This window comes from Rhodococcus sp. NPDC057135 (assembly GCF_042670865.1).
Taxonomy (GTDB): domain Bacteria; phylum Actinomycetota; class Actinomycetes; order Mycobacteriales; family Mycobacteriaceae; genus Rhodococcus_F.
The window spans coordinates 393,260-419,885 of record NZ_JBHUUU010000003.1 but is presented as its reverse complement, the minus strand read 5'-3'; the positions used below and the strand labels follow the sequence as shown (position 1 = coordinate 419,885).

Sequence of the window (26,626 nt, the reverse complement as noted above, 5' to 3'; positions counted from 1 at the left end):
GGGTCCGAAATATCCGTCTACCGGCGGATGTGTCGGACCCCACGTGCACACTCCAGCCATGACTACGAATAGAACATACATTCGAACCAGCGCTTCGGCGCAGACACTGCCTTGGAACGGAGCACGGGTGTCCACTCAGGAGGTCAGCCCTCAATCCGTCTCTGCGGCGCAGGGTCTCGTCAGCGAACTGACGGCCGCCTACGAACGCGGATGGCAACCGGCAGATCTGATCCATCTGGCTCGCCGAAGCAAAGACGCGTCCGACGCCGATCTCGCTGCCACCACCATCCTGTTCGACGCGCACGCATCCCGCGCGTCGGATCGCGCACCACTCGAGTGGGTGGGGCAGTTGCAGACGATCGGCGAGCAGTACCCGAAGTCTCGGCGCGTCGCCTCTCGAATCACCGTGGACGACGACGCTTTCCGCTCCCTCGCGGCCGGCCTACTGTTCCAGGACCCCTACTTCCTTGTTTCGCAGATCGTCGATGTCACACGATCATGGATGCGCCTACCTCATTGGACGGTATTGCTCGCGCCACCATCCACCTGGCCGTCGCAACGCAGCCACACCAGCTATGCCGGCGTCGGTGACACCGAGGTCGACGCCAAGGTACTCAAGCGAATTCGTGGGCTACTCGCCAAGGCCGAAGCCACCAACTTCGCGGAAGAAGCCGAGATCTTCACCGCGAAGGCCCAGGAGTTGATGACGCGATACGCGATCGATTCCGCACTGCTCCACAGTCGCGCCGGGGTCACCGACACGTCCGTGAATGCACGACGCATTCACATCGAGAACCCGTACGTGAAAGAAAAAGTTCACCTCTTGACCGAGATCGGCGAATCGAATCGTGTCAGGACGGTGTGGTTCAGCGATATCGCGCTCGCGACCGTCGTCGGCACTCCGGTCGACCTTCAGCAAGTCGACATGCTGTTCACTTCACTTCTTGTACAGGCAACCCGTGCAATGCAATTCGCCGATTCGAGCAATCGCGGCGGCTCCCGCACCACATCGTTCCGCAAGGGGTTCCTGGCCGGGTTTGCCAGCCGAATCGGACACCGATTACGCGACGCAGGCACCAAAGCCACCGCCGAAGCGGCCGACGCAGCATCGATGGACGTCGCAGATCTTCTACCGATCCTCGCCACCACGTCCGAGGCCGTCGACGCCGAATTCGATCGACTGTTCCCGACAACCCGCAAGACTCGCGGACGCTCCGTCGACGCCGAAGGCTGGCACGCCGGCCAGGCCGCAGCCGACGACGCCAACCTGCGTCCCGGTGCGCCAGCAGTGCACCGCTCCCGCTAGTCCTTGCGAGCGGCCAGAACCGTCTCGTACAACTCGCGCTTGGATACTCCGGCCGTCGCGACCAGAGCGCACGCGTCCTTCAAGCGCGTTCCCCCCTCGACCAGCCTTTCCACCTCGTCGACAAGATCGGCAGGATCGGATGCCACCAGCACGGCGCCTTCGAGCACCACCGTGATCTCGCCGCGAACACCCTCGGCCGCCCAGGCAGCTAACTCCCCGAGAGTGCCGCGCTTGACCTCCTCGTAAGTCTTGGTCAATTCCCGGCACACGGCCGCGCGCCGATTCGGCCCGAGAACTTCCACCGCATCTGCGAGGCAGTCGGCAAGGCGATGGGGTGCTTCGAAGAACACACACGCTCGCTGCTCGGTTGCCAAGGCCGAGAGCCACGTCTTGCGCTGCCCCTGCTTACGCGGTGGGAATCCGTCGAAGCAGAACCGCTCCACGGGCAATCCGGAGAGTGCCAGCGCCGTCGTCACCGCCGACGGACCGGGAAGGCACGTGACGGCGAGGTTCTCGGCCACGCAGGCGGCAACGAGGCGGTATCCAGGATCGCTGACAGACGGCATGCCTGCGTCGGTGACCAGAAGGACGGTCTTGCCTTCGGCGACGTCGGCGACCAGTGCAGGCAGCCGCGAAATCTCGACCTGATCGTAGAAACTGACGATCTTTCCGGTGATGGTTACGTCGAGCGCGGACGCCAGAGACTTGGTGCGTCGTGTGTCCTCCGCAGCGACGACGTCGGCGGTTGCGAGAGCAGACCGAAGACGCGGAGACGCGTCACCGACATCTCCCATGGGTGTTGCGGCGAGTACCAAACGACCAGTCATACCTGACAGCCTACGATTGCCAGGTGACTGTGCAGACGGACGAGCGGCCAACGCCCGCCACGAGCGATCGGGTAGTGCGTAGTCCCGGGCCGCTGGTACCGGATCCTGATTTCGGCCCGACCGACAGATTGCGCGGCTGGATAGTCACCGCTTTCATCACCGCCATCGCGGCAATCACACGCTTCACGATGCTCGCCTATCCGACCGACGCCGGCACTCCGGTCTTCGACGAGAAGCACTACGTTCCGCAGGGTTGGCAGGTTCTCACCGGCGGCGGCATCGAAGACAACCCCGGCTACGGATTGGTGGTTCACCCGCCGATCGGCAAGCAGATGATCGCGATCGGAGAAGCACTCTTCGGTTACAACGGTTGGGGGTGGCGATTCTCGTCGGCCCTGGTCGGGACACTGATGGTCTTGCTCATCATCCGCATCGTGCGCCGCATGACGCGCTCCACGCTGATCGGCGCCATTGCCGGAATCCTGCTCATCGTGGACGGCGTCACCTTCGTCTCCTCACGCCTGGGGATGCTCGACATCTTCCTGGCTTTCTTCGTCCTCGCCGCTCTCGGATGCCTGGTGGTTGATCGCGACCAAGTCCGTGAACGGATGGCGAAGGTATACGAAGAAGGCCGAATCGATGATTCGGCCTGGGGTCCGCGACTGGGTTTCCGTTGGTGGAGGTTCGGCGCCGGCATCCTGCTCGGTCTGGCCTGCGGAACCAAGTGGTCCGGCATGTACTTCATTCTGTTCTTCGGATTGCTCAGTGTTGCCTTCGACCTGTCAGCGCGCCGCGCATACCGCGTGCAGCGCCCATGGGTCGGCACCGCCGTTCGCGACATCGGACCGGCTCTGTATGCGCTGGTGATCATTCCGCTCGGTGTGTACCTCGCGAGCTACTGGGCTTGGTTCACCAGCGAGACCGGCGTCGACCGTCACGCCGTCGGTAACGAGATCGGTGAGGGCGGCACGTGGAGCTTCATCCCCTCCGCGCTGCGCTCACTCTGGTATTACAGCGGAAACGTTCTCCAATTCCATGCCGGTCTGACGAACTCCGCCGGAAACCACCACCCGTGGGAGTCGAAACCCTGGACGTGGCCGATGGGGCTGCGACCGATGCTCTACTACTACGCCGACGGTGAGCAGGTCACCGGTTGCGGGGCCGCCAGCTGCGTCAAGGCCGTGATGCTGATCGGCACACCGGCGATGTGGTGGCTGGCCCTGCCGATGCTGGCGTGGGCGATCTGGCAGACGTTCGTGCGCAGGGATTGGCGATACGCAGTGGTCCTGACGGGTTACGGTGCCGCCTACCTTCCGTGGTTCGCGACGCTGGACCGCCAGATGTACTACTTCTACGCCGTTGCGCTCGCCCCGTTCATGGTCATGGGATTTGCGCTCGTCCTCGGTGACGTTCTGGGCAAGGCGAGCGCCTCCGTCGAGCGTCGTACCACCGGACTTCTTGCAGTCAGCCTGTACATCGGTCTGGTCGTGGCCAACTTCGTCTACCTCTGGCCGATACTCACCGCCATGCCGATCACGCCGGAATCTTGGCAGAACCACCTCTGGTTGCCGAGCTGGAAGTAACAGGACAAAGAAGGAGGCACCGAACCCAGTTCGGTGCCTCCTTCTTTCACGCTTACTCCGCCGATTTACCGACGCGACGCCCCCGCCGCGGGCGCAGGAGTGCACGTTTCTGCTCCTTCGCCGCAACGATGATCGGGTCGTGCGAAAGATCCTTGTACAGCGAGAAGCACAGTCCGATCATGACAAGCACGAACGGCGCCGCAGCGATGATCGTCATCGTCTGCAAGCCGTCGAGCGCTTCGGAACCACCGGTCCACAGCAGAAGCGCCGCGACGCCACCGGTCAACATGCCCCAGAAGACTACGACCCAGCGACTCGGTTCGAGCGTTCCGCGCTGCGAGAGCGTGCCCATCACCATCGACGCGGCGTCCGCGCCGGAGACGAAGAACACTGCGACGAGCAGCATGACCAGGACAGTCGTCACTCCGGCCAACGGCAGATTGTCGAGCATGCCGAAGAGTTGAGCCTCTTCCGAGCCGCGACTGGACAGGCCGATTCCATCGCGTTCCTCCCCGATGCCGGCGCCGCCGAAGATCGCGAACCAGAGCAAGCTGACAGTCGTGGGAACGGCGATGACGCCGACGATGAACTGACGGATCGTACGACCACGGCTGATGCGCGCCAGGAACATGCCGACAAACGGCGTCCAGGACACCCACCATGCCCAGTAGAAGATCGTCCAGGACGAAAGCCACGCGCCCGTTTCGGGATTCGACGACGCACCCGTGCGGGCGGACATCTGGGCAAGGTCGGAAACGTACGCACCAATGGTCGTCGGGAGCAGATTGAGAATCAGTACGGTGGGCCCGAGAACGAACACGAACAGGGCCAAGACCAGCGCGAGCACCATGTTGATGTTGGAGAGCCACTGAATTCCCTTGGCCACACCGGAAACCGCGGAAGCGACGAACGCCAGGGTGAGCACCGCGACGATGGCAACGAGCAGGAATACGCCGGCTTCTTCCATCCAGCCGACTACCTCGAAACCGGAGCCGATCTGCAGTGCGCCGAGCCCCAAGGATGCTGCGGTTCCGAAAAGTGTCGCAAAGATTGCCAGGATGTCGATGACCTTGCCGATCGGCCCTTCGGCCTTGCGACCGAGCAACGGGATGAAGGCCGAACTGAACAGTTGCTTGCGTCCGCGGCGGTACGACCCGTACGCAATGGCAAGGCCCACAACGGCATACATCGCCCAAGGGTGAAGTCCCCAGTGAAACATGGTGGTAGCCATGGCAGTTCCGACGCCGCCGTCGGTGCCGGGAGGCGGAGTCACGTAGTGCGCAAGCGGTTCCGCGACACCGAAGAACATCAGGCCGATCCCCATACCGGCGCTGAACATCATGGCGATCCAGCTGACGGTGCGGAACTCGGGCTTCTCGCCGTCTTTACCCAGCGGAATGTCGCCGAATCGGCTCACTGCGAGGTAGATGGAAAACAGCACGAAAGCCGAAGCTGCGAGTACGAAGAGCCAGCCGATGTTGGTCACCAACCAGCCGAGAACACTTCCGGTTACCGAGTCGAGGTTGTCGGGAGCTACCAGGCCCCACACGACAATGGCCGACACCGCTGCGGCCGCCACGGAAAACACCACGTAGTCGGTCCGAACGCCTACCCGAGTAAAGCCCGTCTCCGGGCGCTCTTCGTTGGCCCCGGAATCTTGTTCGGATCGATCAGATTTCGTCACCATAGATGACTACGTTCGTCACTTTGTGGTCCAAAAGCAAGCCAGAAGGCGGGCTCAACGTCCGCTGAGCCCGCCTTCTCACCGCGATCAAGCTGGGGTTTTAACCCAACCGTTGCCCTTGCCGATCAATCCGTCGATGCTGATCCGTCCTGCGCCGATCACGGCGATCAAGAGCGATCCGACACCGAGAGCGACGACGAGTTCATAGCCACCGTTGTCGATGAAGACACCCTTGTCCGCGTGCACGATGAAGAACGCGCCGACCATGTCGAGGAACAAGAGCGCTCCGACGAGCGGGGTCAGCAGACCCGCGATGAGCAGGATTCCGCCGCCGAGTTCGATGGATGCGGCGAGAACTGCAGAAATCTTGGGGAGCGGGGCGCCCATCCCTTCGAATGCGGCCTGCGTTCCGGCGATCTTGTAGGTGAAGAACTTCTGCCAACCGTGGGCGATGAAGATGATCCCGAGGCCGACACGGGCGATGAGGAGTCCGAGGTCACGAGCAATCGACGAATTCATGAGCCAAGACTGACAGCTTTAACTTGAAGCGTCAACTTAATCATTGTGTCACGCACCTCTCAATGCCGACTCCACCATAGCGACGATCTCACTGTCGGAGTACCCGAGCGAGCGGACGCTATGCGCAAACGCAGTCGCCGCTTGTTCGGCCTGCGCCTGCACCGGATCGGTCCCGGACGCGATGAAGGTCCCTTGCTTTCCCCGCGTCTCGATGACGCCCTGATCACTGAGCGCGCGATAAGCCTTCGCGACGGTGTTGGCCGCCAAACCCAGCTCCGAGGCGAGCGCCCGCACCGTCGGGATCTTGGTTCCCGCGATCAATCCGCCGCCGTGAACCTGCTCGATAATCTGTTGCCGCAGTTGGTCGTACGGAGCCGTGGAGGAATCGTGTTCGATCGCGATCTTCATCGTCACCCTCGTCGTATCTTCTCGGTCACAGGCCACAGCATCTTCTCGATCACAGACCCTCGACAGCCTCGCGGATCGTATGGGGGCCGGAGGTCAGAACCAATATCTTGCCGACGCTGGACGGCGCATCGATGAGCGCCTCGACTACGGCGGCGACGTCGGCACGCGGAACTGAGCCGCGATCGACGGGCGGCTGCGCAAGCAACACTTCACCGGTTGGGTCGTCGTCCGTCAGAAGGCCTGGCCGAAGAATCGTCCAGTCCAGCGAAGTCCTTGCCTGGAGGTCCTCCTCCGCCGCAGTCTTCGCCCGCAGGTACGCGGCAAAAACCTCGTCGGTGCCCTCGGGCACGTCGTCACCAGCACCCATGGCGCTGATCTGAATGAACCGACGCACTCCCGCTTTCTCGGCGGCATCGGCCAACAGCACGGCCGCGGCTCGGTCGACGGAGTCCTTTCGTTCGATCGAGCTGCCCGGTCCGGCGCCCGCGGCGAAGACTGCCACGTCGGCACCGTCCAGCACCTTCGCAACTTCCTCGACCGTCGACGATTCCAGATCGATAACCACGGGGAACGCGCCAAGCGTGCGGACAGCACCCTCGTGCGCAGAATTGCGGATCAGCGCTACCGGCCGATCACCATGCCCGGCCAGCAGGTATGTCAGGTGCTGCGCAATCTTGCCGTGCCCACCGGCAATGACTACGCGTCGTTCGTCCACACTTCGATGTTCCGTCATCGTTTTCTCCTCACACGTCGGTACTTCAAGTGCAGCACGCCGGAGCGGCCCGTTGTTCCCCTGTTTGTCCCACGAGTTCGGACGCAGAGGCAGAATGACGAACATGGCATCTGCAACCATCTTCCACAATCAACGGTGCAACACCTCGCGGACTGTTCTCGGACTCATCCGGGATGCCGGAATCGAACCCACCATCGTCAAGTACCTCGATACTCCGCCTACCCGATCCGAGCTGGAAAAACTCCTCGCCGACGCCGGCCTCGAGCCCAGTCAAGCGGTTCGCAAGCGCGAAACGCAGTACAAGGAACTCGGACTCGCCGACGCTTCCGAATCCGAGATCCTCGACGCGATGATCGAGCACCCAATTCTGATCGAACGCCCCTTCGTCGTCACTGACAAGGGCACCGTGCTCGCGCGTCCGGCAGCCAAGGTGGAAGAGATTCTCTGACAGCGTCTACCACTCACAGCGGATCGCGGGCGATCGGACAGGACATACACCGAGGCCCGCCACGACCGGAGCCCAGTTCGGAACCCGCGATTCGCAAGACCTCGATACCCGAGGCCTCCAGCCTGGCGTTCGTTTCGACGTTGCGCTCGTACGCGACGACGACGCCAGGTTCGACAGCCAACGTGTTGTTGCCGTCGTCCCACTGCTCGCGCTCGGCCGTCACCGTGTCGAGTCCGGTGTCGATCACACGAAGTTTTCCGATTCCCATGGCGTCGGCCGCCGCTTCGAGGAACGGCGTCGCACCGCGAATACTCACCCCGTCGTCCTCCTTGCGCAGGGTGAACGCCGACAATGTGTCCTGGATGGCCGGGTACATGACGACCGCGTCGGCCTCCACCATGGTGCAGACCGTGTCGAGATGCATCGACGCTCGGCGCTGCTCGATCGGAACAACCAACACCGTGTGCGCGAGACCGTCGTCGAACACGCTGCGCGCCAATGCTTCTGCTCCCGCGGGTGACGTCCGCTCACCGACACCGATTGCGATCACCCCCGGAGCGAGAAGCAGCACGTCCCCTCCCTCGACAGGGGCGGTGTGGGACTCGTACGCGCGGCGCACGCCCTTGAATCGAGGGTGATGGGCGTACACGAGATCCGTGATCGAGGATTCGCGAGCTCGCGCCGACAACGCCAAGGACGTGATGATCACCCTCGGCCCGACCCAGAACGACGAATCGCGGGTGAAGAGCAAATTGGGCAGGGGGTCGATCACGAAGTCACCGCCGTGATGCATCCGACGCACCAACGAGGTCGAGTCGGCATCGATCGGCAGCTCGTCGAACGTCATTCCGGCAGTGAGGATCGACGACAGCTCCTTCGGCTCTACCTGTCGCAGGTACGCGGCCAGGTGTTGCCCGAGCGCGTGCCCGATCTTGCGTGCGTCGACGGCAGCCGCGATTCCTTGGATCCTGGCTGCGCCACTGACCTCGAGCGCCTCGGTGAGGAGGTCGGACAAAAGCAGTACCTCGACGCCGCGCTCACGAAGGACGGTCGCAAACTGATCGTGCTCTTCCTGCGCACGGTCCACCCACGGCAACGCGTCGAACAGCAGCTCGTCGTTGTTGCGCGGGGTCAACCGTTTCAACTCGTCGCCGGGCCGATGAAGAATGACCGATCGCAAGCGGCCCACCTCGGAATCGACACCGAGGGGGACGGAGCCAGAAGCGTTCATGAGTGAACACTAATCCCGTAGGCCCCACCCAGCAGGGAGAAGCAGCTGCCTTACCGGCCCGCGTAACGTCTGATCCGACGCAGGCGAGAGGACTACGCAATGGACAGTACGGATCAGGTGGCGCTGAGCGGCGCCGGAATCGACAGGTTCACCGGACGCTGGGTCGGCGCTGGAGCCGGACATTTCCCGACCATCGACGACTTCGAGTACTCCGAGGAGATCGAGTTCGCGGCCACTCCCAAACCATTTGTCACCTACTCGTCGCGCACTCGCGGGCTTCCCGACGGCCGACCGCTTCACATGGAATCGGGATACCTGCGCCCAACACCTGGTGGCGAGCTCGAACTGCTCGTCAGTCAACCCACCGGATTTGTCGAGATCCACCGCGGCACCGTCGACTCCGAAGGCACGCTCGCTTTGACCCGTCTCACGCTCGCGGCATCGCCCGACGCAAAACCCGTTCACGACGTCCGACGCGTCTTGCGGGTCCAGGGCGACACGCTGACATACGACGTGTGGATGGCGCACGGAGACACCCCGCTGACGCATCACCTCCACGCCACACTTCATCGGGCGACGGACCGGTAGCCGTTATGGAGATGCCGTCGTGGAAGGCCAAGGAACTGACGCCCGGCCAACTCTCCGAGCGCAGCGGTGTGGCGGTCTCAGCCCTGCATTTCTATGAACGGGAAGGCCTGATCGTCAGTCGCCGGACCAGCGGCAACCAGCGTCGATACCAACGAGACACACTTCGACGCGTCGCCTTCATCAGAATCTCGCAACGCGTCGGAATTCCGCTGTCGGAAATCCGGGAGGCACTCGGCACACTGCCTGAAGGCCGGACCCCGAACCGCGCAGATTGGGAAAGGTTGTCGACCGGGTGGCGGCGCCACCTCGATCTACGCATCGAGCAGTTGGAACGCCTACGAGACAACCTCACCGGCTGTATCGGTTGTGGGTGTCTCTCGCTGGAGGGGTGCGCCCTCGCCAACCCTCACGATCAACTCGCGTCCGCCGGTCCGGGTGCGCGCGTTCTGGAGGTCGATTTCGGCGCCGATTCAGGCGAGAAATGACTCGACGGCGTCCCGATCGCGCCCCAGCAAGTCCTCGACGGTCTTCTTCAGCAACTTCTCGATCTGGCCGCCGATAATCGGCATCTTCACCTCAGCCGTTCCGTCGACGACCAACCGCGTGCAGGACTCGGCGGCGGTGAGATCGAGCGTCGTCTCGATTCGTATCGGCAGTCCCCGCGCGATTCCAGTCACCGAACCTGCCGCACGCCCGTCCGACAGAGGTCCCCACCGATCGATTCGCCGCAGACCGAGTCGACTCGGCGCAACCTTCGCAACCAAGCTCGGCAGGGAGGCGGAGTCAATTTCCTCGGATACCGATACTTCGATGGATCCGTCCAGTACCGCGATGTCCGAGGTGGCATACAGATCGCCCAGTCGAACTTTCCAATAACTCGGGTCTGTCAAAGTTCGATGAACGTCGTCGATCGGATATTTGAATTCGATATCGAAATGAAAACTCTTCGGCATGACCTTGGTCCCTATTCGACTAGATAAAAGTCCCGACTGAGTTAATGCTCATCGCCTGAGCAATTTACCGAACTGGTCGTTCGCTTTTTGCATGACGAACTCGTAAGGCGGGGCGAATTTGCGCGCCCACCAGTATCCGAAACGGATGTCATTGGACGTGTAAACGAGATACTTGTTCTTCTCGATCCCCCGAACAATGCACGACGCCACCTTTTCCGGCGAAACCGCGCGCTTCTCGAACCGATGTGTGAGCTTTTTTACCCGCGGGTCATCCCTGTCGATACCCGCGATTTCCACGGTTCCCACCAAAGGCGTCTTCACCCCACCAGGCACAACCAGACTGACGCCGATCCCGTGCCGCTTCAGATCGAATCGCAGCACCTCGGAGACCCCGCGAAGGCCGAACTTGCTCGCACTGTAGGCAGCGTGCCACGGCAGGGCCAAGAGCCCGGCGGCCGAAGACACATTGACCAGATGTCCGCCCTTGCCTGCACGAATCATGGGCGGAACAAACGTCTCCATGACATGAATAGGCCCCATCAAGTTGACGTCCACCATCGACTTCCAATGCCGATGTTCGAGGTTCTCGATAGTTCCCCAAGCTGAAATGCCGGCGATATTCATGACGACATCCATCGGAGAGAATTGAGTGTGAATCTCGGTACCGAATTTCACGACCTCGTCGTAGTCCGAGATGTCGAGCGCCTTCGCCATGCTGACCGTGCCGCCGCCGGCACCGACCATCGCAACGGTCTCCTCTAATCCGAGGTCATTGATATCGGTGAGAAACAATTCTGCACCAGCCTCGGATGCACGCAGCGCGGTTGCGCGTCCAATTCCACTACCAGCGCCGGTGATCAGGCATTTCTTGCCGTCGAGCGACCTTACAGACATGGATGAACACTCCCCCGCACTAGTACTGTGGACATGCGGGAAAGTCTACGCACGCACGGTGCAGGCGCCCCGAAACACGCAAGGCGACCTGCGAGTGCGGCCGCACTCCACAAATGTTCGGTGGAGACGACCGCACGCAGTACTACAGACGCTGCATCATCTGCTCTTGATAGCCCCTGACCGTACGGTCGAGTTCTTCCGCCGCTACATCGTCCCCACGCTTGCGCGCGTCGTGGGCTCGATCCTGAATTTCACGGATTGCGCGGCGCAGTTCGTCATCGCTCATCGTGTGTTTCATATCACAATTCTGCACCTGTCCAGCGGGTTTAGCTAGCACAGATCGCGTTCCGGCAAACCGTTCAAGGTTCAACCCAGAAGTGATCCCCACGACATCGCGAATAAGCAGTCAGATTGCGACCTCATTCATTCAAACCGTGCCTGAACTGCAGTTTTTCAACCGAAACACTCTCGAAAAACCAGGCTAACGCTTAGCTAATATCGCCAAAACAGGTAAATAGTTTGATAATGGGCATATTAGCCAAGTACTGGAAGGTTCGAATAGCGCAGCCGTAGCTGCGCTTTTCCGTGCGGCGGATACTCAATGTGCGCTGGGACATAGCTGAGCACTCAACGACCCGATGAATCGAATCTCGGACACATTTGACAACTACTCCACTAAACAGACTACGGTGAGCTACCGATCGGTTATCCGCGTGATACCGTAGGATTCACTGAACGGACAATTGCTAGCTAGAGAGGATTACGGGGCGGTTCACAATGGCTGACTTTGCAGAACGATTGAACAAACTGTTCGACAGTGTTCATCCTCCGGGGCGCAAACCCCACACCAATGCCGAGGTTGCGGCAGCGCTCATCGAAGACGGCCATCAGATCTCCAAGCCGTACATCTCGCAGCTCCGCTCGGGACAGCGCACCAATCCGTCCGACGAGACAGTCGCCGCATTCGCCAGGTTCTTCAAGGTGAAGCCCGACTACTTCTTCAACGACATCTACGCAGCCAAGATCGATCACGACCTCGAGCTGCTCTCGCAGCTCCAAGGCTACGGTCTTCGCCGCCTCTCGAGCCGTGCATTCGACCTCTCGGAAGAATCGCAGAACCTGCTCACCACGATGGCTGAAAAGCTCCGCGCGAGTGAAGGATTGCCAGAGGTTCCGCCTGACGCGTCACGCTGATGCGAAAGTGCTGAAGTGGCGAGAGCACTGAAATACTGAAATGACATGGAGTAGGTCGACTATGAACGTCGACCTACTTTTGTCGTTTCATCGAGTTCTTTCGCCAACAACAAGACCCAACGGCGCGCAGACATCTTCTCCGGTGGTGCAATCCACCTGGTGTCCAACACATCCGAGGCCAACGGATCCGCGATCCACCCTGCCAGTATTCCCGCATGTGCAGTGACTGCCCGTGGCGGTTCCTGTCCACCGACGTCGAACATCCCGGCGCCGGACTGGATATACATTGCATCCATGATCTGGGCGATCATGTCCGATGCTCGCAGCACGGAAGTACTTCCAGCACTGTCCGCGTCGACAACCTCGGGGAATCGTTTGACGAGAAGCGCATGCATCCGCCGCAGACGATACAAATCTCGTCGTGCGCGCAACCAGGTCTCGAGAAGCACCCATGTGATGCCCAGCGCTATAAGAACACTCGACGCAGCGATGAACCAGACCCCTGCGCCCGTCCAGACATCCGATTCGAGTGCTCCTGTGCCACCGATCGACTCGACCAGCATCACGACGACCACGACAAGCAGGATCGACGAACCCGTCACGATCAATGCGATACCACGGCCCAACGGCGCCCACGCCACGTGCCGTAGACCTGTCGAAATGACAAGGGACAGAGCGACGATGACAAAGATCAGAGCCGGCGCCGGGTAACCGAAAAGAACCGCGATCGCCACCAGCAGCCCCACCGAGTACAGCACCGTAGCGAGGCCGCGCATAGCTGGGCGCGACATCACCGGCCAGGCAGACACGGCACCGACTGCGCTGGCCGCAGACAACGCTGTCCACAAGACAAGAACGATCATCGCTGCGGCATGCTGCTCCGGTGCAATGCGATCGACGATGTCCCACACCGCCGGCACCATGACCGTCGAGGACAATGCGACCGAGAAGCCGGCAAAGACCATCGACATTCGCAAGGGGGTAGCGGTGCGCGCGACAACTCGACCCAGTCTCGCGCCGGCTGCAACCCAGACGAGAAGGGCCACAGCCCAAAAGATCATCCGATCGCCTCGTCGTACCGCAACACCGACAGCGGTGTTCCACGGCCACTCATCGTTCGCAGACGCATGATCAACATGGACGCAAACGTCTCGGCCTCCCACTCGGCGATGTCATCCATCGGCACGGGCTCGTTGCGCCGCAAAGAGCGTTGGCTCAGCATGTACGCGATCAAATCGTCACTGACTTCGAGCGTCGCCTCGGCGATCTCGGCACCCTCGTGACGAAACACTATGTGCCCCAACTCATGTGCCAGGGTTCGCTCGACGTTGGGCAGTCCGGGAGCCAGGACGATGACATCGTGATCGTCGTAGGCTCGACGCTGACCGCACACTCCGGTGGCGAGCGGGGTTTCCAGATCGATCTCGATCGGTCGACCACGCTCGCGGGCGACTGTCTGCACCACCGTCAGCAGTGACACAGCCTCCGACGACGCTGCAGCGTCACATACGGCATCCACCGCAGCCAGAACGCGGCGATGTGAACGTCTGTCCGGCACGACTCACGCACCTCCCTGTGATCCGGGTGCCAAGAACTCGGCACGGGCGGCAGCCAATCGCGCCTTCTGCAGCGATGCTCCGCGGAAAGTCATTGCTCCCGCACCGGCCGCCACGACCGCCATCCCGCCCACACCGCCGGCGACGGCGGCAGCGTTGAGAATCGGCGGAAGCCCTTGAGTGAACGCCGTCGGAAATGCCTGCGGGTTGTCACTGGGAGTCGCGACGTTCGGAGTATTCGACGGCACCTGGGGAGCTACGGGTGCCGGAGCGGCCAGAACCTCGGGGACCGATGGTGCTGCGACTGCGCCCGGCGCAGCGTTCGCCGGTCCACCGGAAGAAGGTGCAGGTGCTCCGCCGCCCGCTGACGGCCCCTGCGGATCAGACGGTCCCGCCGGCGGAGCCGCTACCGCGGACGACTGCTCGGAACTCGGCTGCGATTCGGAGGGAGACTGCGTCTCGGAGGGTGCTTCACTCGAAGAATTTTCAGCCGGCGAGGTTGCAGGCGTGACCGAGGCAGTGCCGGTTGGCCGAAACACCGAGGAACTGGCGGAGGTTTCGGTCGTGGGCTCGGTCGTCGTCGTGGTCGTCGTGGTCGTCGTCGTGGGCTCGGTCGTCGTCGTCGTCGTGGGCTCGGTCGTCGTCGTCGTCGGCTCAGTCGTCGTCGTCGGCTCAGTCGTCGTCGTCGGCTCAGTCGTCGTCGTCGGCTCAGTCGTCGTCGTCGTCGGCTCAGTCGTCGTCGTGGGCTCAGTCGTCGTCGTGGGCTCAGTCGTCGTCGTGGGCTCAGTCGTCGTGGTCGTCGTCGTGGGCTCAGTCGTCGTCGTGGTCGTGGTCGGCTCAGTCGTCGTCGTCGTAGTCGTCGGCACAGTCGTCGTGGTCGTCGGCACTACCGTCGTTCCGCAGTTGTGGTGGTGATGATGGCAATGCCAGCCGTAGTTGCCGTCGCCGCCACCGTTGTTGCCGTTGCCGTTGCCGTTGTTCCCGTTGCCGTAATTGCCGTTGTTGCCGTTGTTTCCGTTGCCGTAATTGCCGTTGCCGTTGTTTCCGTTGCCGTTGCCGTTGCCGTTGTTTCCATTGCCGTTATTGCCACCAGGCTGGGCGGCGACGATGGCGGGGAAGACCGATACGGCAAGGACGCCGATTCCCATCAGGCACATCACAGCAACAAGCATCATCGCTAGCCGTCGTGGCTGGCTCATCGACATTCCTCCCCGACATATACGTCCTACCTGCGGAAAACTGCAGCGGACTCACCGTGCCTATCGCAGCGGACAGACCCTCGTTACATTTCCGGCAAACATGTATCCGCCCAAGGATCATCCCTCACTTGGAAGCTCAACGGTCCGGATCGGCGGTCGCAATCGTATGAAACGGCGCACACTCAGACCGAATCTTCGCAATTCGGGCAGGCCCTGAAAATGCAGGAAAGGGTCGTTCAACTTTCGTTGAAAGACCCTTTTTGCTGGTACTTCTTGGTGGAGCTGAGGGGAATCGAACCCCTGACCTCTTCGATGCGAACGAAGCGCGCTACCAACTGCGCCACAGCCCCGTGCCACCGCCTCAGCGGTGCTCGGCAACTCTAACAGGAACGAATACTCCCGTTGGAATCACCCGACACGAACTTTCGGCCCGACGGATCGGCCCAGAAGATCGGCTCAGAGGATCACTGACCGGACGCGCGACGCATCTCGGTGTGCCTGACCTCTTCTTCGTAGTGGTCCAAGTGATCGAACACCGGATCTTCGTCGTCGACTTCGAGGACAACCGCTCCGGGCCGACGCAGTCGCGCGGGAATCAGGCGCAGCTCTTCGTCGGTGTGCGATTCGACTCCGAGTCGCGATCGGTTGAGGCGTTCGGTGCGACGGCGGCGAATCTCCTGCTCGATCCGAACCTGCCGACGCAAGTAAGCCATGTACCCGCCGAGGCCGCACACGGTGAGCGCGAACAACCACCACACCATCGGCGAGATGATCAATGCGAGAGCGCCCGAAAGAATTGCGACGAACGCAAGTCCCAGCAATGTCCGCTGACGGAAGGCGTACCGCGCCTCCCGGGCGATGGCATCCGCTTCGGGGTCGAACCCGCCTCGGCCGCGCCTGACGGGAACAAATTCTCCGACCGGTGCACGACCGCCGGCGTAATCGTCTTCTGCGTGAGTGTCCATCTGGTCCTCCGCGTCGTAGCTGCTGCGCACTGGTTCTGGTTGCCAGTTCGGATCGCTTCGATGTCCTGCTGCCGGCCCGCGCTGAACAGGGTTGCTGTCGCCGCGGTGGAGTACTCGAGTCGCGAGCGCCGCGTCACTCGTCTGCCGGATCCTGGGGCGCTTGTTGACGAGCATCGGCACCAGGACGAACAGCCACACGGCCACCAGCCCGATCCACACGAATGAGCTAGGCATGCCGCGGCCTCCTCCCGATCACCTACCAGCACCTATGCCAGCCGTTGACGAGTCAAGGTTAACGGCCGACGCCCTCGCATCGTTGCCGACGCGCCGAACCCCACCATACTCATGTGTCACACGCGTACCGAACTGAACTTCCGGTTCAGTCCCAAAAGTCTCAAGTTCTAGTTGAATCAAAAATCACAAATTTCCGACCAAAAGTAGGACTACTCAGCGGTAACTGCTGTTTAGCTCGCGTTTCTCACGCTTCTGGCGCCGTCTTCGTCACACCCACGAAGCGCGCCCGGACCGCACCAATCTGTCGACGACGGTGGTGGGCACTTCCTCGATCGTCATTCCGACCAGAAGATGATCGCGCCATTGGCCGTCTACATCGAGATAGCGTTTGAGGAGACCTTCCTCCCGGAACCCCACATTTCGCAGGACTGCGCGACTCGACGCGTTCTCCGGGCGAACAGTCGCCTCCACTCGATGCAGACCGACCTTCGAGAATGCGTGATCGAGTGTGAGCGCAACGGCCGCTGTGGCAACGCCCCCACCGGTGACGTGCGAGGCGACCCAGTAGCCCACCCAGGCGGACCTCAGGGCGCCGCGCACCACATTTCCGATGGTGACCTGCCCGCAGTACTTCCCGTCGAGTTCGATCACCAGGGGAAGGATCCTGCCCTTGCGCGCTTCGGAGCGAAGGTTTCCGCACAGGGAGGGCCAGACAGTGATGTGGTGGCGAGCATCCCAGGGCGATTCTCCGGTGGGCTCCCACGGCTCGAGGTGCTCGCGATCGCGAATGCGGAGACGACTCCACACAGCAGCGTCACGAAGCTTGACGGGGCGGACGGTCACCACGCCCGCGGGCACTCGCAGCGGGCCGAGATCTTCCGGCCATCCTGGATGGACTGACATCACACCCCACTCGGGTCGGCGTTACCCACGTTGGGCGAGAAAAGCTACGTCGACTTCTTCACCGATGTGCACTTCGGTGACGTCTCGATCGACAAGAACCAGGCAATTGGCTTCCGCCAAAGTCGCGAGGAGATGAGAGGACGCGCCGGGTGCACCGCCGAGAGCCTGCACCAGGTACTCCCCCGTCGCTTCGTCACGCATCAGCTGACCACGCAGGAAACCCTTGCGATCGGCGATCGACGTAATCGTTCCCACCGTGCGCGCCTTCACTACTCGTCGCATCGGTTGGCGTCGTCCCAGCGCGATTCTGATCAGCGGGCGAACCATGACTTCGAATACCACCAGTGCGCTGACCGGATTGGACGGTAGGAGAAAGGTCGGAACCTCGTCTCGTCCCAGCTGTCCGAAGCCTTGGACTGATCCCGGATGCATGGCAACGCGCTCGACCTCGAGTGTCCCCAGATCGGCAAGCGCCTCACGAACTTCGTCGGACGCTCCGCCGCCCACTGCACCGGCGATGACAACGATTTCCGAGCGAATCAGCTGACCCTCGACTACTTCACGCAGACGGCGCGAGTCGTTGCCTGCGATTCCCACGCGGTTGACGTCGGCACCGGCATCGCGCGCGGCGGCAGCGAGAGCATACGAATTAACGTCGTAGACCTGACCAGGCCCCGGCGTGCGATCCACGTCGACGAGTTCTCCACCGACGCTGATGACCGAGAGGCGCGGACGCGGATGGACGAGCACTTTGTCGCGGCCGACGGCGGCAAGCAACCCGACCTGTGCGGCTCCGATGATGGTGCCTGCCCGAACGGCGACATCACCCGGTTGGACGTCGTCACCTGCACGGCGAACGTAATCGCCCGAACGCACCGGCTCGAAGATCCGAACGCGAGCGCGACCACCGTCGGTGTTTTCGAGCGGAAGGACTGCGTCGGCCAGCGTGGGCAACGGCGCGCCGGTGTCGACTCGGACAGCCTGACGAGGTTGCAGCCGGATCGGTTGGCGTGAGCCCGCCGTCACCTCGCCGACCACCGGCAAGCTGAGGTCGGTGGGCTCGCCATCCTCGCCTCGGAGATCGGCTCCTGCACCGGCGACATCGACGCTGCGAACCGCGTAACCGTCGATGGCAGCTTGATCGAATCCTGGCAATGGGCGTTCGGTCACCACTTCCTCGGCACACAGCAGTCCCTGCGCCTCCGAGATGGCGACCCGAACCGGACGGGGTGCCACTGCAGCAGCGGTAACCCTGGTCTGCTGCTCCTCAACCGACCGCATCTGGTCCGCGTCCTCCTGTGTCTGGAAATTCGGTGATATCCGTCAGCTCATGATGCCTTGCCTTCGAAAAGGGACAAGCACATTGATACTGCGTTATCGGGCGATCAACCACCGTGGCGACACGCTCAGCGGTCGAGTCGATCCGCGAGCCACTTACGCAAGGACGGGCCGTAGTCGTCACTGTCGAGAGCCAGGTCAACCGAAGCGCGGAGGTACCCGCCGGGGTTGCCCAGGTCATGACGTGTTCCGCGGTGCACAACCACGTGAACCGGATGACCCTCGGAAATCAGGAGCGCGATGGCGTCGGTGAGTTGCAACTCACCGCCGGCTCCCGGCTTGATGCGACGAAGTGCGTCGAAGATCGCACGGTCGAGCAGGTAGCGACCCGCCGCGGCAAAGGTCGACGGCGCATCTTCCACAGCGGGCTTCTCGACCATGCCGACGACCTTGAGTACGTCGGGATTGACCGCGTCGGGAACGATCTCGACGTCGAAGACGCCGTAGGCACTGACCGCATCTTTGGGTACGTCGATTGCACAGAGAACGGAGCCGCCGCGCTTGGCCCGAACTCGCGCCATGATCTCCAGGACACCACGCGGCAGTACCAGATCGTCGGGCAGAAGGACCGCGATGGCATCCTCGTCGTCGTCGAGAACCGACTCGACACAACCGACGGCATGCCCGAGCCCGAGGGGCTGTTCCTGAATCACGGAATCGACTTCGAGCAAACCTGGCGCTTTGCGCACCTTTGCCAGGGCAGCAAGTTTTCCGCTTGCTTCCAGCTTGCTTTCGAGCACGAGATCCTCGACGAAGTGAGCAACCACTCCGTCTTTGCCCGGGGACGTCACGATGACGAGCCGCTCGGCTCCCGAGTCCGCGGCTTCACCTGCCACCAGTTCGATACCCGGTGTGTCCACGACCGGCAGCAATTCTTTCGGAACCGTCTTGGTGGCAGGCAGGAAGCGCGTACCAAGTCCGGCTGCGGGGACCACGGCCGTACGGAAGGCCCTCGTGCTGCTAGCGACAACGTCTGTCATGCCAACACCTTAGCCGCCGCTTGTTACCGCTCGGTCAGCAAGACGAATATCGTTGCGGGGTGACACCTCGGACAAAAGCGCAATGGCGACAAATCGCACTCGCAGCCCGTGAAGCAGTCTCGGAGCACACTCGAAACACGGAAACTGCGGCGTTGATCACGCACCTGCGGTCGGTGATCGTCGACGGGTCAACGGTATGTGCGTATGTCCCCACTCGCACCGAACCCGGATCCACCGACTTGCTCGACGCCGTTGCCGAGATCGCCCAGCGAGTACTACTACCGATCACCGGGGAGCCCGGACCCTTGTCCTGGGTCCAGTACAGCGGCGCCGACGGTTTGCGCCCGGCGAAGTACGGCATTCGGGAGCCCGTCGGACCCGTCCTACCACCGGAAACCCTGTCCGAGGTGGAATGCATGCTGATCCCTGCACTCGCGGTGGACTTTCGCGGAACACGCCTCGGCCGTGGCGCAGGCTTCTACGACCGCACTCTCGGGTCGGTCGGCTCGCAGACTCGACTGGTGGCCCTCGTCAGAGACTCCGAACTCGTCGAGACCTTGCCGGCAGACGACCACGACATTCCGATGGGCTGGGCACTGACGCCGGGCGGCGGTCTCGCGCGGCTCCATCGCGAATGATCTGCGGGAATAGATCCCTGATTAGCGCTGTTGGCACTGTCACTTGTAGAGTGCTAAAGGCTGCGGTGTAAATACGCGGCTGCTCGAACATCACAGTGCGGAGGAAGCCCGGTGCCCACCTACTCATACGCATGTACGGAATGTGACAACCGTTTCGACATCGTCCAGTCCTTCAGCGAAGATTCGCTGACGGTCTGCCCAGCCTGCTCAGGCAAGCTCCGCAAGCTGTTCAACTCTGTTGGCATCGTGTTCAAGGGCAGCGGCTTCTACCGCACCGACAGCCGCGGCGGCTCCGGAACAGCGAGCGAGCCGGCCAAGAGCGATTCGGCACCCGCCGCGAAGTCCGAGTCCAAGTCGGACTCCTCTTCGACCTCGAGTTCGTCGACCAGCACGCCGGCGCCCGCGAAGGCTGCCGCAAGCTGATTTCCACAACCTCCGGGTTGTCCACAGGTTCACATCGTTAGGGCCGGAAGCACCGCTTCCGGCCCTAACGTGCATGAATGCCGTCAGTACGTTCTCGTTCGCCGAGGCGCTCCCACCCATTGCGCGCCCAACTCGATCTCACGCCGAACACCTTCGATCGCCTCGTCGGACTGACACGCGGCACACGATTTCGCTCGGCGACCGTCCGCAAGTTCGCAGCCGTTGTCCTGGCCGTACTCGGCGTTGTTCTTTTCTTCCGAGGCGACCCCGCGACCGACACCGTCGCCGTAGTTGTCTCGAGTCGCGATCTCACTCCGGGGCAGGTGATCGCGGATTCGGATGTCGAGGTCCGCGAGATCGACTCGAAACACCTTCCCGAAGGAGTTGTCTCCGATACCGACCTGGTAGTCGGGAGAACCGTTGCCGGCCCGATTCGCTCCGGAGAAACCGTCACCGACGTGCGTGTTCTCAGCCCCCGGTTGGCCGGGTTGTCGGTGGGCACCGACGACGCCCGCATCGTTCCCGTTCGACTCGCCGATGCGGCCGTTGCAGACATTTTGCGCAGCGGCGATGTCGTCGACGTCCTGACTGTCGGCCCAGACACACCCCGCCCCGACACACCCAACGAATCAATTGCCGACAAGGCCCCGCAGATTCTTGCCGCGGGGGCAGTCGTCGCGCTGGTCACCACCTCGGAAAGTACACGTAACCAGCAGGAACAGGTGATTCTGCTGGCCCTGCCGACACCGGCGGCCAACGTCGTAGCCGCCGCATCTCTGTCCAATGCGATCACCGTGACATTTCGCTGACCGCACAAAGCGGCCGAAGCTCCTCTAGGATTTTTCCAGTCGGTTCGGTATCAACGGACCATCTGGCACTTGCCATCGGAGACTCGAGGGGACACCGACATGCTCAAGGGATTCAAGGATTTCCTGCTTCGCGGAAACGTGCTCGACCTGGCCGTCGCAGTGGTCATCGGAGCTGCCTTCACCGCCATCGTCACAGCATTCACCAGCAACATCATCAACCCGCTCGTCGCTTCGATCGGCGGCGGCAACGAATACGGGTGGGGCATTCAGCTGACGGGTGACACCTCTGAGACGTTCCTGAACTTCGGCGCAGTGGTCACCGCGATCATCAACTTCGTCATCATCGCGGCGGTCGTTTACTTCGTCCTCATCGTTCCCGCGAATGCGGCGAAGAAGAAGTTCGTCTCCGAGCCCGAGGACAAGGAAGCCAGCGAAACCGATCTGCTCATCCAGATCCGCGACATCCTCTCCGCCAACAGCGGCGCCGACACGGGAGCGCACGCCAAGACGCTCGAATAGGCAGTGCCCACAGAACAAATCAGGCCCTCGGACATTGCGTCCGAGGGCCTGATTTACTTCTCAACCACCGTGGTGCGGGGGCCGCTGGCTGCGCAGCCAATCGTCGTCCGAGGATCGCGACGATCCTTCCGGACCCCGCTCGTCCGACGTCGTCTCGGGAAAGACGTCCCCGAAGATGCGCGCCAGGCGCTTCTTGTCGACTGGCGGCTTCTTCGGGATATCCGGCTGCTCGGGCAAACCGTCTCAGCCCTCGAGGCTGGACAGCTCGGCGATGACGTGGCTCGCCAGTGCCGTCAGGGTTGCCATGCCGTCGCGAATCGCCGGCCTGGTCGACGCCAGGTTGGCGACCAACGTGCTGCCCGAAACCCCGACGAGGCCACGGGACAAGCCGGCATCGAGTGATCCGGCCGAAAGACCGGAAGCGCGAAGTGCTTCGGCAATTCCCGGGATCTCGCGATCGAGAACCTCGGCGGTCACATCGGGAGTGACGTCACGCGGGGACACCCCGGTACCGCCGACCGAGATGACGAGGTCGACGCCACCGATGACCGCGGTGTTGAGAGCGTTGCGAATTTCCACTTCGTCGGCGGCGACGGCAACCGTCGCATCGACGAGAAAACCCGCTTCGTTCAGCAGTTCCGTGACCAGAGGACCGATGGAGTCGGTGTTGTCGCCGTGGGCTGTTCGATCGTCGACGATGACGACCAGAGCGCGGCCGGCCGATGTGGCTTCGAGTTCCATGACTCCTACCGTAGTGTCCGATCCCGACGCCGTTGCGATCTGGCCGAAGATCGGGTCGATCGTCTGCTGATCGCCGAACATCATCGGCCGCCCTGCGCCGCCGCGGTTCCCAACGTGACATCGACGGTCTTGGTCTGCCCGCCGTCGCTGTACGTGATCGAGACCTTGTCTCCGGGAGCATGCGAACGCACTGCCGCGATCAGCGAATCACCGTCTGCGACAACACGACCGTCGACTTTGGTGATGACTGCGCCCTTCGGGATACCGGCCTTTGCGGCTGGCCCGTCAGCGGTGACATCCATGACGGTTGCGCCGTCGGCGTTGTCCTGCGACGGCACGGTCACGCCGATCATGGCCTGGGTCGCCTTGCCGGTCTTGATCAGCTCGTCGGCGACGCGGCGTGCCTGATCGATCGGGATGGCGAACCCGAGGCCGATGGAGCCGCCCTGGGTACCCGAGGACGCTCCGAGGGAGGCGATCGCCGTGTTGATGCCGATCAGCTGGCCGTCCATGTTCACGAGGGCACCACCGGAGTTACCGGGGTTGATCGCTGCGTCGGTCTGCAGAGCGTCGATGACGGTGTTCTGGTTGCCGGACTCGCCGCTCGTGGACACCGGACGATCGAGTGCGGAGATGATGCCTTCGGTGACCGTGCCGGCCAGACCGAGCGGGGACCCGACGGCAACAACCTGCTGTCCGACCTGGACGTCGCCGGAGTTGCCGAGATCGATGGGCGTGAGGTCGTTGCGACCGTCGACCTTGATCACGGCGATGTCGGAGACGGGATCGGCACCGACCAGGGTGGCCGAGGCCTTGGTTCCGTCGGAGAACGCGACGCGAAGTTGCGCTCCCTGAGCACCGGCAACGTGGTTGTTGGTCAGGATCAGGCCGTCGGAGGACAGGATGACACCGGAACCCTCACCGCCCTGTCCCTGCGCGGTGGCCACCTCGATCTGCACGACGCTGGGCACCACCTTCGAGGCAACGGCCTGAACCGAGCCGGCAGGAGCGTTGGACGTGTTGGTGGCAGTGGGCTTGGGGGCGTTCAGCGAGTTGGTGACCGTCGCGGTTCCACCGTTGCGGTCCGCTACGACGGCACCGACCACGCCACCGACGCCACCACTGACCAGAACCAGGGCGAGAGCGCCGGCAACCAGCGCCATGCGTCCTGACTTCGGCTTGGTGGTGGTCGAACCGGAGTTCGGCCCCTGCAGCGGCGCTGGGATCTGATTGTGGCCGCCCGGACCGTTCGGGCCGCCGGGTCCACCAGGTCCACCTGGGTTGGGTGCGCCGTACGGAGCGTTCTGCTGGTACGCCGCCTCATGAGCACCGTGCGGGTGGCCGAAAGCCTGCGTGGGCTGCTGCGGCGCCTGCCCGAAGCTTTCGGTGGGTCGGCCTTCAGTGGGTCGGCCTTCGGTGGGTCGGCCTTCGGTGGGCCGGGCAAAGGATTCGGTCGGCTGGTACGGCTGCTGCGGCTGCACAGGAGGCTGCTGCGGCTGCGCCTGGGTGGTGGGCTCGCTGTTGGGCTGCTCGGGCCGGGTCGGCCCGACGTTACGGTCCTCGGTCATCGGCTCGCTTTCGTCTACGGTGACCACCGGACGGGCAGTCACAACTGTTCTGCCGACAATGCTGCCTTGCGCTGCTGAGAAGGCGCTGAGACGTGCCTGTCACTTTACCCAGAGTTCGACGTGAAAAACCGGTGTTGCCGGCTCGGCCCGAAATACTTTCGGCCCGAACGCATTACCCCGTGACCTCGGTCACCGATACGCGGGACCGACGGGCCTGGGCAGCCGCCCGAACACGCTACTCGGCGCTCGGACCCGGTTCGCCGGGAAGCACGATTCGAACCAGCGCTCCCCCACGATCGGATTCGTCGATCGCGATGGTGCCGCCGTGCTTGACAACGACCTGACGCACAATCGCAAGTCCCAGACCCGATCCCGGCATGGACCGAGCCGCGGTCGACCGGTAGAAACGATCGAACACCAACTCCCGATCCTCCTCCGGAATGCCAGGTCCCGCATCACTTACGGTCAATTCCAACAATCCTTGGCCGACCGGACGCATTTCGACGCGCACCTGTTCGCCCTTCGGGCTCCATTTCGCAGCGTTGTCGAGGACGTTGAGCACGGCACGCGAGAGGCCCGCCTGGTCTCCGTAGACGTACCACGGAGTGGTGACCGCCTCGAACTCGATTTCGTTGCGCCTGCGCCGTGCTCGCTCGAGCGCCCGCTCGACGACGTCGCTGACGTCGACGCGCTCGTACACGGTTTCGGGCGCGTCTTCGCGGGCCAGATCGACGAGGTCGCCGACAAGAGTCGACAGTTCCTCGATCTGCGCGACGACGTCGGCGCGCAGTTCGGCCATGTCCTCGTCGGGAATCTGCGGCGCGCCTGGTCGACTGGACGCGATGAGCAATTCCATGTTGGTACGCAACGAAGTCAGCGGTGTGCGCAACTCGTGTCCGGCGTCCGCAACGAGACGCGACTGACGCTCGCGGGACTCGGCGAGTGCCCGCAGCATCGTGTTGAAACTCTCTGTCAGGCGCGCCAATTCGTCGCTGCCGGTCACGGGGATCTGCGTCAGATCGTCGGTCCGGGCGACGCGTTCGGTGGCTGCAGTCAGCCTGGCAATAGGCCGTAAACCGGTGCGGCCCACGGTAGTACCCGCCACCGCCGCGAGAATGACGCCACACCCGCCGACCACGAAGAGCACCCAGGCCAGACGGTCCAGTACCGCAACGGTCGGCGCGAGCCGCTGCCCGATCACCAAAGTGCTTCCGTCATGGGTTCGTTGGGCCAGCACACGCTGGCCGTCGACGGTTCGGAGCGAGGAATCCGATTCGCCCCGCGCAACGGCATCTTCGGCTTCACCGATGGGCACGTCGGAACCGGGCGGCTGGTACGTGCTCAGATCCGAGAAGATCAGGGCAACACTGATGTCGGTGGTGTAGAGCGTCGCGCCGGAGATGTAGCGAGGATCGAAGCGCACGACATTACTGTCGATGAGCACCGCTGCTCTGGTCCGCAACTGGTGATCGACGTCCGCGTAGAGCGCACGCGAAACCACCGCGTACGCCGCGATCGCCATGACTGCGACGGCAATGGCCACCACCGACGCAGCGAGCAGTGTCACGCGCCAACGCAGCGACACCGAACGGGTCAGTGGCATCGGCGGGCGCATTTCGACGGACGCTTGGGCGGTGGAGGATTTCTTCGGTTCGGCGTTCTTGCCGAACGGAGCGGTGATCACGGAGGCGTCTCCCGCAGGACGTAGCCGACTCCGCGGACAGTGTGAATCAACCTCGGTTCGCCGTCCGCCTCCGTTTTACGACGCAGGTAGCCGACGTACACCTCGAGCGCATTGCCGGACGTCGGGAAGTCGTATCCCCACACCTCTTCGAGAATGCGTCCACGGGTCAGCACGCGGCGCGGGTTGGCCATGAGCATTTCGAGGAGGGAGAACTCGGTTCGGGTGAGGCTGATCGATCGTTCGCCGCGCTTGACCTCGCGGGTGACCGGGTCGAGGGTGAGGTCCTCGAACGCCATCATCTCGGAATCGGCGTCGAGATCGGGTGCGGTGCGACGCAGCAGAGCACGCAGTCGCGCGAGCAGTTCTTCCAAGGCGAAAGGCTTGGGCAGGTAGTCGTCGGCTCCGGCGTCGAGGCCGGCGACTCGCTCGCTGACCGAATCGCGAGCGGTGAGTACCAGGATGGGTAGGTCGTCGCCGGCGCTGCGCAGTCGGCGGCACACTTCGAGTCCGTCGAGTCGCGGCATCATGACGTCGAGAACGACGGCGTCGGGCCGGTTGGCGAGGATCTTCTCGAGAGCGTCGAGCCCGTCGACCGCGAGTTCGACCGTGTAGCCGTTGAAGCTGAGCGACCGCCGAAGCGACTCGCGAACCGCCCGGTCGTCGTCGACCACCAAAATACGCATACCGACAGTTTGGACTGA

General features: G+C 62.7%; 33 protein-coding genes and 1 tRNA gene. 12 read left to right on the top strand and 22 right to left on the bottom strand.

Translation table 11 applies throughout. The features are described from left to right. The first annotated feature begins 127 nt into the window (after positions 1-127). Complete coding sequence (locus ACFT1A_RS07490) at positions 128-1,306, top strand: DUF2786 domain-containing protein (protein WP_378446443.1); 1,179 nt, start codon at positions 128-130, stop codon at positions 1,304-1,306. On the opposite strand, the gene rsmI is transcribed toward ACFT1A_RS07490, so the two are convergent. Then, positions 1,303-2,133, bottom strand: coding sequence for a 16S rRNA (cytidine(1402)-2'-O)-methyltransferase (gene rsmI, locus ACFT1A_RS07485; protein ID WP_378446442.1), 831 nt, complete (start codon positions 2,131-2,133; stop codon positions 1,303-1,305). The genes ACFT1A_RS07490 and rsmI overlap by 4 nt on opposite strands. A 23-nt stretch (positions 2,134-2,156) precedes the next feature. On the opposite strand from rsmI, the gene ACFT1A_RS07480 reads away from it, so the two are divergent. Then, on the top strand, positions 2,157-3,716 hold the full coding sequence (locus tag ACFT1A_RS07480) for a dolichyl-phosphate-mannose--protein mannosyltransferase (RefSeq protein WP_378446441.1): 1,560 nt from the start codon (positions 2,157-2,159) through the stop codon (positions 3,714-3,716). Between the two features lie 52 nt (positions 3,717-3,768). Here the strand turns inward: ACFT1A_RS07480 and ACFT1A_RS07475 are convergent, their stop codons facing one another. From ACFT1A_RS07475 to ACFT1A_RS07460, 4 genes are all read right to left on the bottom strand, one after another. Beyond that, entirely contained in the window at positions 3,769-5,403 is a 1,635-nt protein-coding gene (locus ACFT1A_RS07475) for a BCCT family transporter (RefSeq protein ID WP_276117248.1), read from the bottom strand. A gap of 84 nt (positions 5,404-5,487) precedes the next feature. Continuing rightward, the gene (locus ACFT1A_RS07470; protein ID WP_003946228.1) at positions 5,488-5,919 is read right to left on the bottom strand and encodes a DoxX family protein; all 432 of its coding nucleotides are present in this window, start codon (positions 5,917-5,919) and stop codon (positions 5,488-5,490) included. 48 nt (positions 5,920-5,967) lie between these two features. After that, complete coding sequence (locus tag ACFT1A_RS07465; protein WP_378446440.1) at positions 5,968-6,327, bottom strand: GntR family transcriptional regulator; 360 nt, start codon at positions 6,325-6,327, stop codon at positions 5,968-5,970. A 49-nt stretch (positions 6,328-6,376) separates the two neighbouring features. Then, positions 6,377-7,060 carry an SDR family oxidoreductase gene (locus tag ACFT1A_RS07460; RefSeq protein ID WP_378446439.1) on the bottom strand — a complete coding sequence of 228 codons (684 nt, stop codon included), beginning with the start codon at positions 7,058-7,060 and terminating at the stop codon, positions 6,377-6,379. Positions 7,061-7,154: 94 nt separating this feature from the next. Here ACFT1A_RS07460 and arsC point away from each other — a divergent pair, with 94 nt between their 5' ends. Then, positions 7,155-7,508 carry an arsenate reductase (glutaredoxin) gene (gene arsC, locus ACFT1A_RS07455; RefSeq protein WP_230814310.1) on the top strand — a complete coding sequence of 118 codons (354 nt, stop codon included), beginning with the start codon at positions 7,155-7,157 and terminating at the stop codon, positions 7,506-7,508. Positions 7,509-7,521: 13 nt separating this feature from the next. Here the strand turns inward: arsC and arcA are convergent, their stop codons facing one another. Next, a complete protein-coding gene (arcA, locus tag ACFT1A_RS07450; RefSeq protein WP_378446438.1) occupies positions 7,522-8,739 on the bottom strand; it encodes an arginine deiminase in 1,218 nt (405 codons plus the stop codon). 99 nt (positions 8,740-8,838) lie between these two features. Between arcA and ACFT1A_RS07445 the strand changes: the two genes are divergently transcribed. Both ACFT1A_RS07445 and soxR read left to right on the top strand, forming a co-directional pair. After that, complete coding sequence (locus ACFT1A_RS07445) at positions 8,839-9,327, top strand: FABP family protein (RefSeq protein WP_378446437.1); 489 nt, start codon at positions 8,839-8,841, stop codon at positions 9,325-9,327. A gap of 5 nt (positions 9,328-9,332) precedes the next feature. After that, a complete protein-coding gene (gene soxR / locus ACFT1A_RS07440; protein WP_050654499.1) occupies positions 9,333-9,812 on the top strand; it encodes a redox-sensitive transcriptional activator SoxR in 480 nt (159 codons plus the stop codon). Here the strand turns inward: soxR and ACFT1A_RS07435 are convergent. The 3 genes from ACFT1A_RS07435 to ACFT1A_RS07425 form a co-directional block, all read right to left on the bottom strand. After that, positions 9,798-10,280, bottom strand: a complete 483-nt coding sequence (locus tag ACFT1A_RS07435; RefSeq protein ID WP_378446436.1) for a DUF2505 domain-containing protein — start codon at positions 10,278-10,280, stop codon at positions 9,798-9,800. The two genes, soxR and ACFT1A_RS07435, sit on opposite strands and share 15 nt — an antisense overlap. Before the next feature lie 48 nt (positions 10,281-10,328). Next, complete coding sequence (locus ACFT1A_RS07430; protein ID WP_378446435.1) at positions 10,329-11,174, bottom strand: SDR family oxidoreductase; 846 nt, start codon at positions 11,172-11,174, stop codon at positions 10,329-10,331. A 142-nt stretch (positions 11,175-11,316) separates the two neighbouring features. Continuing rightward, a complete protein-coding gene (locus ACFT1A_RS07425; RefSeq protein WP_378446434.1) occupies positions 11,317-11,460 on the bottom strand; it encodes a hypothetical protein in 144 nt (47 codons plus the stop codon). Between the two features lie 491 nt (positions 11,461-11,951). Here ACFT1A_RS07425 and ACFT1A_RS07420 point away from each other — a divergent pair, with 491 nt between their 5' ends. Further along, positions 11,952-12,368, top strand: a complete 417-nt coding sequence (locus tag ACFT1A_RS07420) for a helix-turn-helix domain-containing protein (RefSeq protein WP_003946231.1) — start codon at positions 11,952-11,954, stop codon at positions 12,366-12,368. A 59-nt stretch (positions 12,369-12,427) separates the two neighbouring features. Here ACFT1A_RS07420 and ACFT1A_RS07415 read toward each other — a convergent pair whose 3' ends face one another. From ACFT1A_RS07415 to ACFT1A_RS07405, 3 genes are read right to left on the bottom strand one after another with little or no spacing between them, the layout of a single operon-like run. After that, entirely contained in the window at positions 12,428-13,429 is a 1,002-nt protein-coding gene (locus ACFT1A_RS07415; RefSeq protein WP_378446433.1) for a hypothetical protein, read from the bottom strand. Continuing rightward, positions 13,426-13,926 carry an ImmA/IrrE family metallo-endopeptidase gene (locus ACFT1A_RS07410; RefSeq protein ID WP_003946241.1) on the bottom strand — a complete coding sequence of 167 codons (501 nt, stop codon included), beginning with the start codon at positions 13,924-13,926 and terminating at the stop codon, positions 13,426-13,428. Before ACFT1A_RS07410 ends, ACFT1A_RS07415 begins: the two co-directional genes overlap by 4 nt. A 3-nt stretch (positions 13,927-13,929) precedes the next feature. After that, complete coding sequence (locus tag ACFT1A_RS07405; RefSeq protein WP_378446432.1) at positions 13,930-14,463, bottom strand: hypothetical protein; 534 nt, start codon at positions 14,461-14,463, stop codon at positions 13,930-13,932. Here ACFT1A_RS07405 and ACFT1A_RS07400 point away from each other — a divergent pair. Then, the gene (locus ACFT1A_RS07400) at positions 14,432-14,839 is read left to right on the top strand and encodes a hypothetical protein (RefSeq protein WP_378446431.1); all 408 of its coding nucleotides are present in this window, start codon (positions 14,432-14,434) and stop codon (positions 14,837-14,839) included. The two genes, ACFT1A_RS07405 and ACFT1A_RS07400, sit on opposite strands and share 32 nt — an antisense overlap. A 2-nt stretch (positions 14,840-14,841) precedes the next feature. Beyond that, a complete protein-coding gene (locus tag ACFT1A_RS07395; protein WP_378446430.1) occupies positions 14,842-15,105 on the top strand; it encodes a hypothetical protein in 264 nt (87 codons plus the stop codon). Between the two features lie 292 nt (positions 15,106-15,397). Here the strand turns inward: ACFT1A_RS07395 and ACFT1A_RS07390 are convergent. From ACFT1A_RS07390 to ACFT1A_RS07370, 5 genes are all read right to left on the bottom strand, one after another. Next, positions 15,398-15,473, bottom strand: a tRNA-Ala gene (locus tag ACFT1A_RS07390). 114 nt (positions 15,474-15,587) lie between these two features. Then, on the bottom strand, positions 15,588-16,322 hold the full coding sequence (glpR, locus tag ACFT1A_RS07385; RefSeq protein WP_095971057.1) for a gephyrin-like molybdotransferase receptor GlpR: 735 nt from the start codon (positions 16,320-16,322) through the stop codon (positions 15,588-15,590). Between the two features lie 267 nt (positions 16,323-16,589). Then, the gene (locus tag ACFT1A_RS07380) at positions 16,590-17,225 is read right to left on the bottom strand and encodes a GNAT family N-acetyltransferase (RefSeq protein WP_007727523.1); all 636 of its coding nucleotides are present in this window, start codon (positions 17,223-17,225) and stop codon (positions 16,590-16,592) included. A 21-nt stretch (positions 17,226-17,246) separates the two neighbouring features. Then, entirely contained in the window at positions 17,247-18,506 is a 1,260-nt protein-coding gene (gene glp / locus ACFT1A_RS07375; RefSeq protein WP_317554289.1) for a gephyrin-like molybdotransferase Glp, read from the bottom strand. A 125-nt stretch (positions 18,507-18,631) separates the two neighbouring features. Then, entirely contained in the window at positions 18,632-19,543 is a 912-nt protein-coding gene (locus ACFT1A_RS07370; protein WP_019744725.1) for a UTP--glucose-1-phosphate uridylyltransferase, read from the bottom strand. Positions 19,544-19,602: 59 nt separating this feature from the next. Between ACFT1A_RS07370 and ACFT1A_RS07365 the strand changes: the two genes are divergently transcribed. The 4 genes from ACFT1A_RS07365 to mscL all read left to right on the top strand — a co-directional run bounded on the left by ACFT1A_RS07365 (position 19,603) and on the right by mscL (position 21,932). Next, on the top strand, positions 19,603-20,181 hold the full coding sequence (locus tag ACFT1A_RS07365) for a 5-formyltetrahydrofolate cyclo-ligase (RefSeq protein ID WP_378446429.1): 579 nt from the start codon (positions 19,603-19,605) through the stop codon (positions 20,179-20,181). 111 nt (positions 20,182-20,292) lie between these two features. Continuing rightward, entirely contained in the window at positions 20,293-20,604 is a 312-nt protein-coding gene (locus ACFT1A_RS07360) for an FmdB family zinc ribbon protein (RefSeq protein ID WP_003946378.1), read from the top strand. 77 nt (positions 20,605-20,681) lie between these two features. Continuing rightward, positions 20,682-21,413, top strand: a complete 732-nt coding sequence (locus tag ACFT1A_RS07355) for an SAF domain-containing protein (RefSeq protein ID WP_378446428.1) — start codon at positions 20,682-20,684, stop codon at positions 21,411-21,413. 99 nt (positions 21,414-21,512) lie between these two features. Next, a complete protein-coding gene (gene mscL / locus ACFT1A_RS07350) occupies positions 21,513-21,932 on the top strand; it encodes a large conductance mechanosensitive channel protein MscL (RefSeq protein WP_317554387.1) in 420 nt (139 codons plus the stop codon). 60 nt (positions 21,933-21,992) lie between these two features. On the opposite strand, the gene ACFT1A_RS07345 is transcribed toward mscL, so the two are convergent. The 5 genes from ACFT1A_RS07345 to ACFT1A_RS07325 form a co-directional block, all read right to left on the bottom strand. Next, positions 21,993-22,169 carry a hypothetical protein gene (locus ACFT1A_RS07345; RefSeq protein ID WP_230814328.1) on the bottom strand — a complete coding sequence of 59 codons (177 nt, stop codon included), beginning with the start codon at positions 22,167-22,169 and terminating at the stop codon, positions 21,993-21,995. Positions 22,170-22,175: 6 nt separating this feature from the next. Next, positions 22,176-22,673, bottom strand: coding sequence for a molybdenum cofactor biosynthesis protein B (locus ACFT1A_RS07340; protein ID WP_283303020.1), 498 nt, complete (start codon positions 22,671-22,673; stop codon positions 22,176-22,178). 80 nt (positions 22,674-22,753) lie between these two features. After that, positions 22,754-24,241 (bottom strand): S1C family serine protease, encoded by a 1,488-nt coding sequence (locus tag ACFT1A_RS07335; RefSeq protein ID WP_378446427.1) that lies wholly within the window; start codon positions 24,239-24,241, stop codon positions 22,754-22,756. A gap of 235 nt (positions 24,242-24,476) precedes the next feature. After that, on the bottom strand, positions 24,477-25,856 hold the full coding sequence (locus tag ACFT1A_RS07330) for a HAMP domain-containing sensor histidine kinase (RefSeq protein WP_020908630.1): 1,380 nt from the start codon (positions 25,854-25,856) through the stop codon (positions 24,477-24,479). A gap of 65 nt (positions 25,857-25,921) precedes the next feature. Next, positions 25,922-26,608 (bottom strand): response regulator transcription factor, encoded by a 687-nt coding sequence (locus ACFT1A_RS07325; RefSeq protein ID WP_003946387.1) that lies wholly within the window; start codon positions 26,606-26,608, stop codon positions 25,922-25,924. Positions 26,609-26,626 lie beyond the last annotated feature (18 nt).

Coding starts and splice junctions, on each gene's coding strand:
- ACFT1A_RS07475 (WP_276117248.1), bottom strand. CDS start 5,403: ATGGTGACGAAATCTGATCGATCCGAACAAGATTCCGGGGCCAACGAA.
- ACFT1A_RS07425 (WP_378446434.1), bottom strand. CDS start 11,460: ATGAGCGATGACGAACTGCGCCGCGCAATCCGTGAAATTCAGGATCGA.
- ACFT1A_RS07355 (WP_378446428.1), top strand. CDS start 20,682: ATGCCGTCAGTACGTTCTCGTTCGCCGAGGCGCTCCCACCCATTGCGC.
- soxR (WP_050654499.1), top strand. CDS start 9,333: ATGGAGATGCCGTCGTGGAAGGCCAAGGAACTGACGCCCGGCCAACTC.
- ACFT1A_RS07370 (WP_019744725.1), bottom strand. CDS start 19,543: ATGACAGACGTTGTCGCTAGCAGCACGAGGGCCTTCCGTACGGCCGTG.
- mscL (WP_317554387.1), top strand. CDS start 21,513: ATGCTCAAGGGATTCAAGGATTTCCTGCTTCGCGGAAACGTGCTCGAC.
- ACFT1A_RS07420 (WP_003946231.1), top strand. CDS start 11,952: ATGGCTGACTTTGCAGAACGATTGAACAAACTGTTCGACAGTGTTCAT.
- ACFT1A_RS07395 (WP_378446430.1), top strand. CDS start 14,842: ATGGCAATGCCAGCCGTAGTTGCCGTCGCCGCCACCGTTGTTGCCGTT.
- ACFT1A_RS07430 (WP_378446435.1), bottom strand. CDS start 11,174: ATGTCTGTAAGGTCGCTCGACGGCAAGAAATGCCTGATCACCGGCGCT.
- ACFT1A_RS07330 (WP_020908630.1), bottom strand. CDS start 25,856: ATGCGCCCGCCGATGCCACTGACCCGTTCGGTGTCGCTGCGTTGGCGC.
- ACFT1A_RS07335 (WP_378446427.1), bottom strand. CDS start 24,241: ATGACCGAGGACCGTAACGTCGGGCCGACCCGGCCCGAGCAGCCCAAC.
- arsC (WP_230814310.1), top strand. CDS start 7,155: ATGACGAACATGGCATCTGCAACCATCTTCCACAATCAACGGTGCAAC.
- glp (WP_317554289.1), bottom strand. CDS start 18,506: ATGCGGTCGGTTGAGGAGCAGCAGACCAGGGTTACCGCTGCTGCAGTG.
- ACFT1A_RS07435 (WP_378446436.1), bottom strand. CDS start 10,280: ATGCCGAAGAGTTTTCATTTCGATATCGAATTCAAATATCCGATCGAC.
- rsmI (WP_378446442.1), bottom strand. CDS start 2,133: ATGACTGGTCGTTTGGTACTCGCCGCAACACCCATGGGAGATGTCGGT.
- ACFT1A_RS07445 (WP_378446437.1), top strand. CDS start 8,839: ATGGACAGTACGGATCAGGTGGCGCTGAGCGGCGCCGGAATCGACAGG.
- ACFT1A_RS07380 (WP_007727523.1), bottom strand. CDS start 17,225: ATGTCAGTCCATCCAGGATGGCCGGAAGATCTCGGCCCGCTGCGAGTG.
- ACFT1A_RS07470 (WP_003946228.1), bottom strand. CDS start 5,919: ATGAATTCGTCGATTGCTCGTGACCTCGGACTCCTCATCGCCCGTGTC.
- ACFT1A_RS07325 (WP_003946387.1), bottom strand. CDS start 26,608: ATGCGTATTTTGGTGGTCGACGACGACCGGGCGGTTCGCGAGTCGCTT.
- ACFT1A_RS07465 (WP_378446440.1), bottom strand. CDS start 6,327: ATGAAGATCGCGATCGAACACGATTCCTCCACGGCTCCGTACGACCAA.
- ACFT1A_RS07460 (WP_378446439.1), bottom strand. CDS start 7,060: ATGACGGAACATCGAAGTGTGGACGAACGACGCGTAGTCATTGCCGGT.
- glpR (WP_095971057.1), bottom strand. CDS start 16,322: ATGCCTAGCTCATTCGTGTGGATCGGGCTGGTGGCCGTGTGGCTGTTC.
- ACFT1A_RS07340 (WP_283303020.1), bottom strand. CDS start 22,673: ATGGAACTCGAAGCCACATCGGCCGGCCGCGCTCTGGTCGTCATCGTC.
- arcA (WP_378446438.1), bottom strand. CDS start 8,739: ATGAACGCTTCTGGCTCCGTCCCCCTCGGTGTCGATTCCGAGGTGGGC.
- ACFT1A_RS07415 (WP_378446433.1), bottom strand. CDS start 13,429: ATGATCTTTTGGGCTGTGGCCCTTCTCGTCTGGGTTGCAGCCGGCGCG.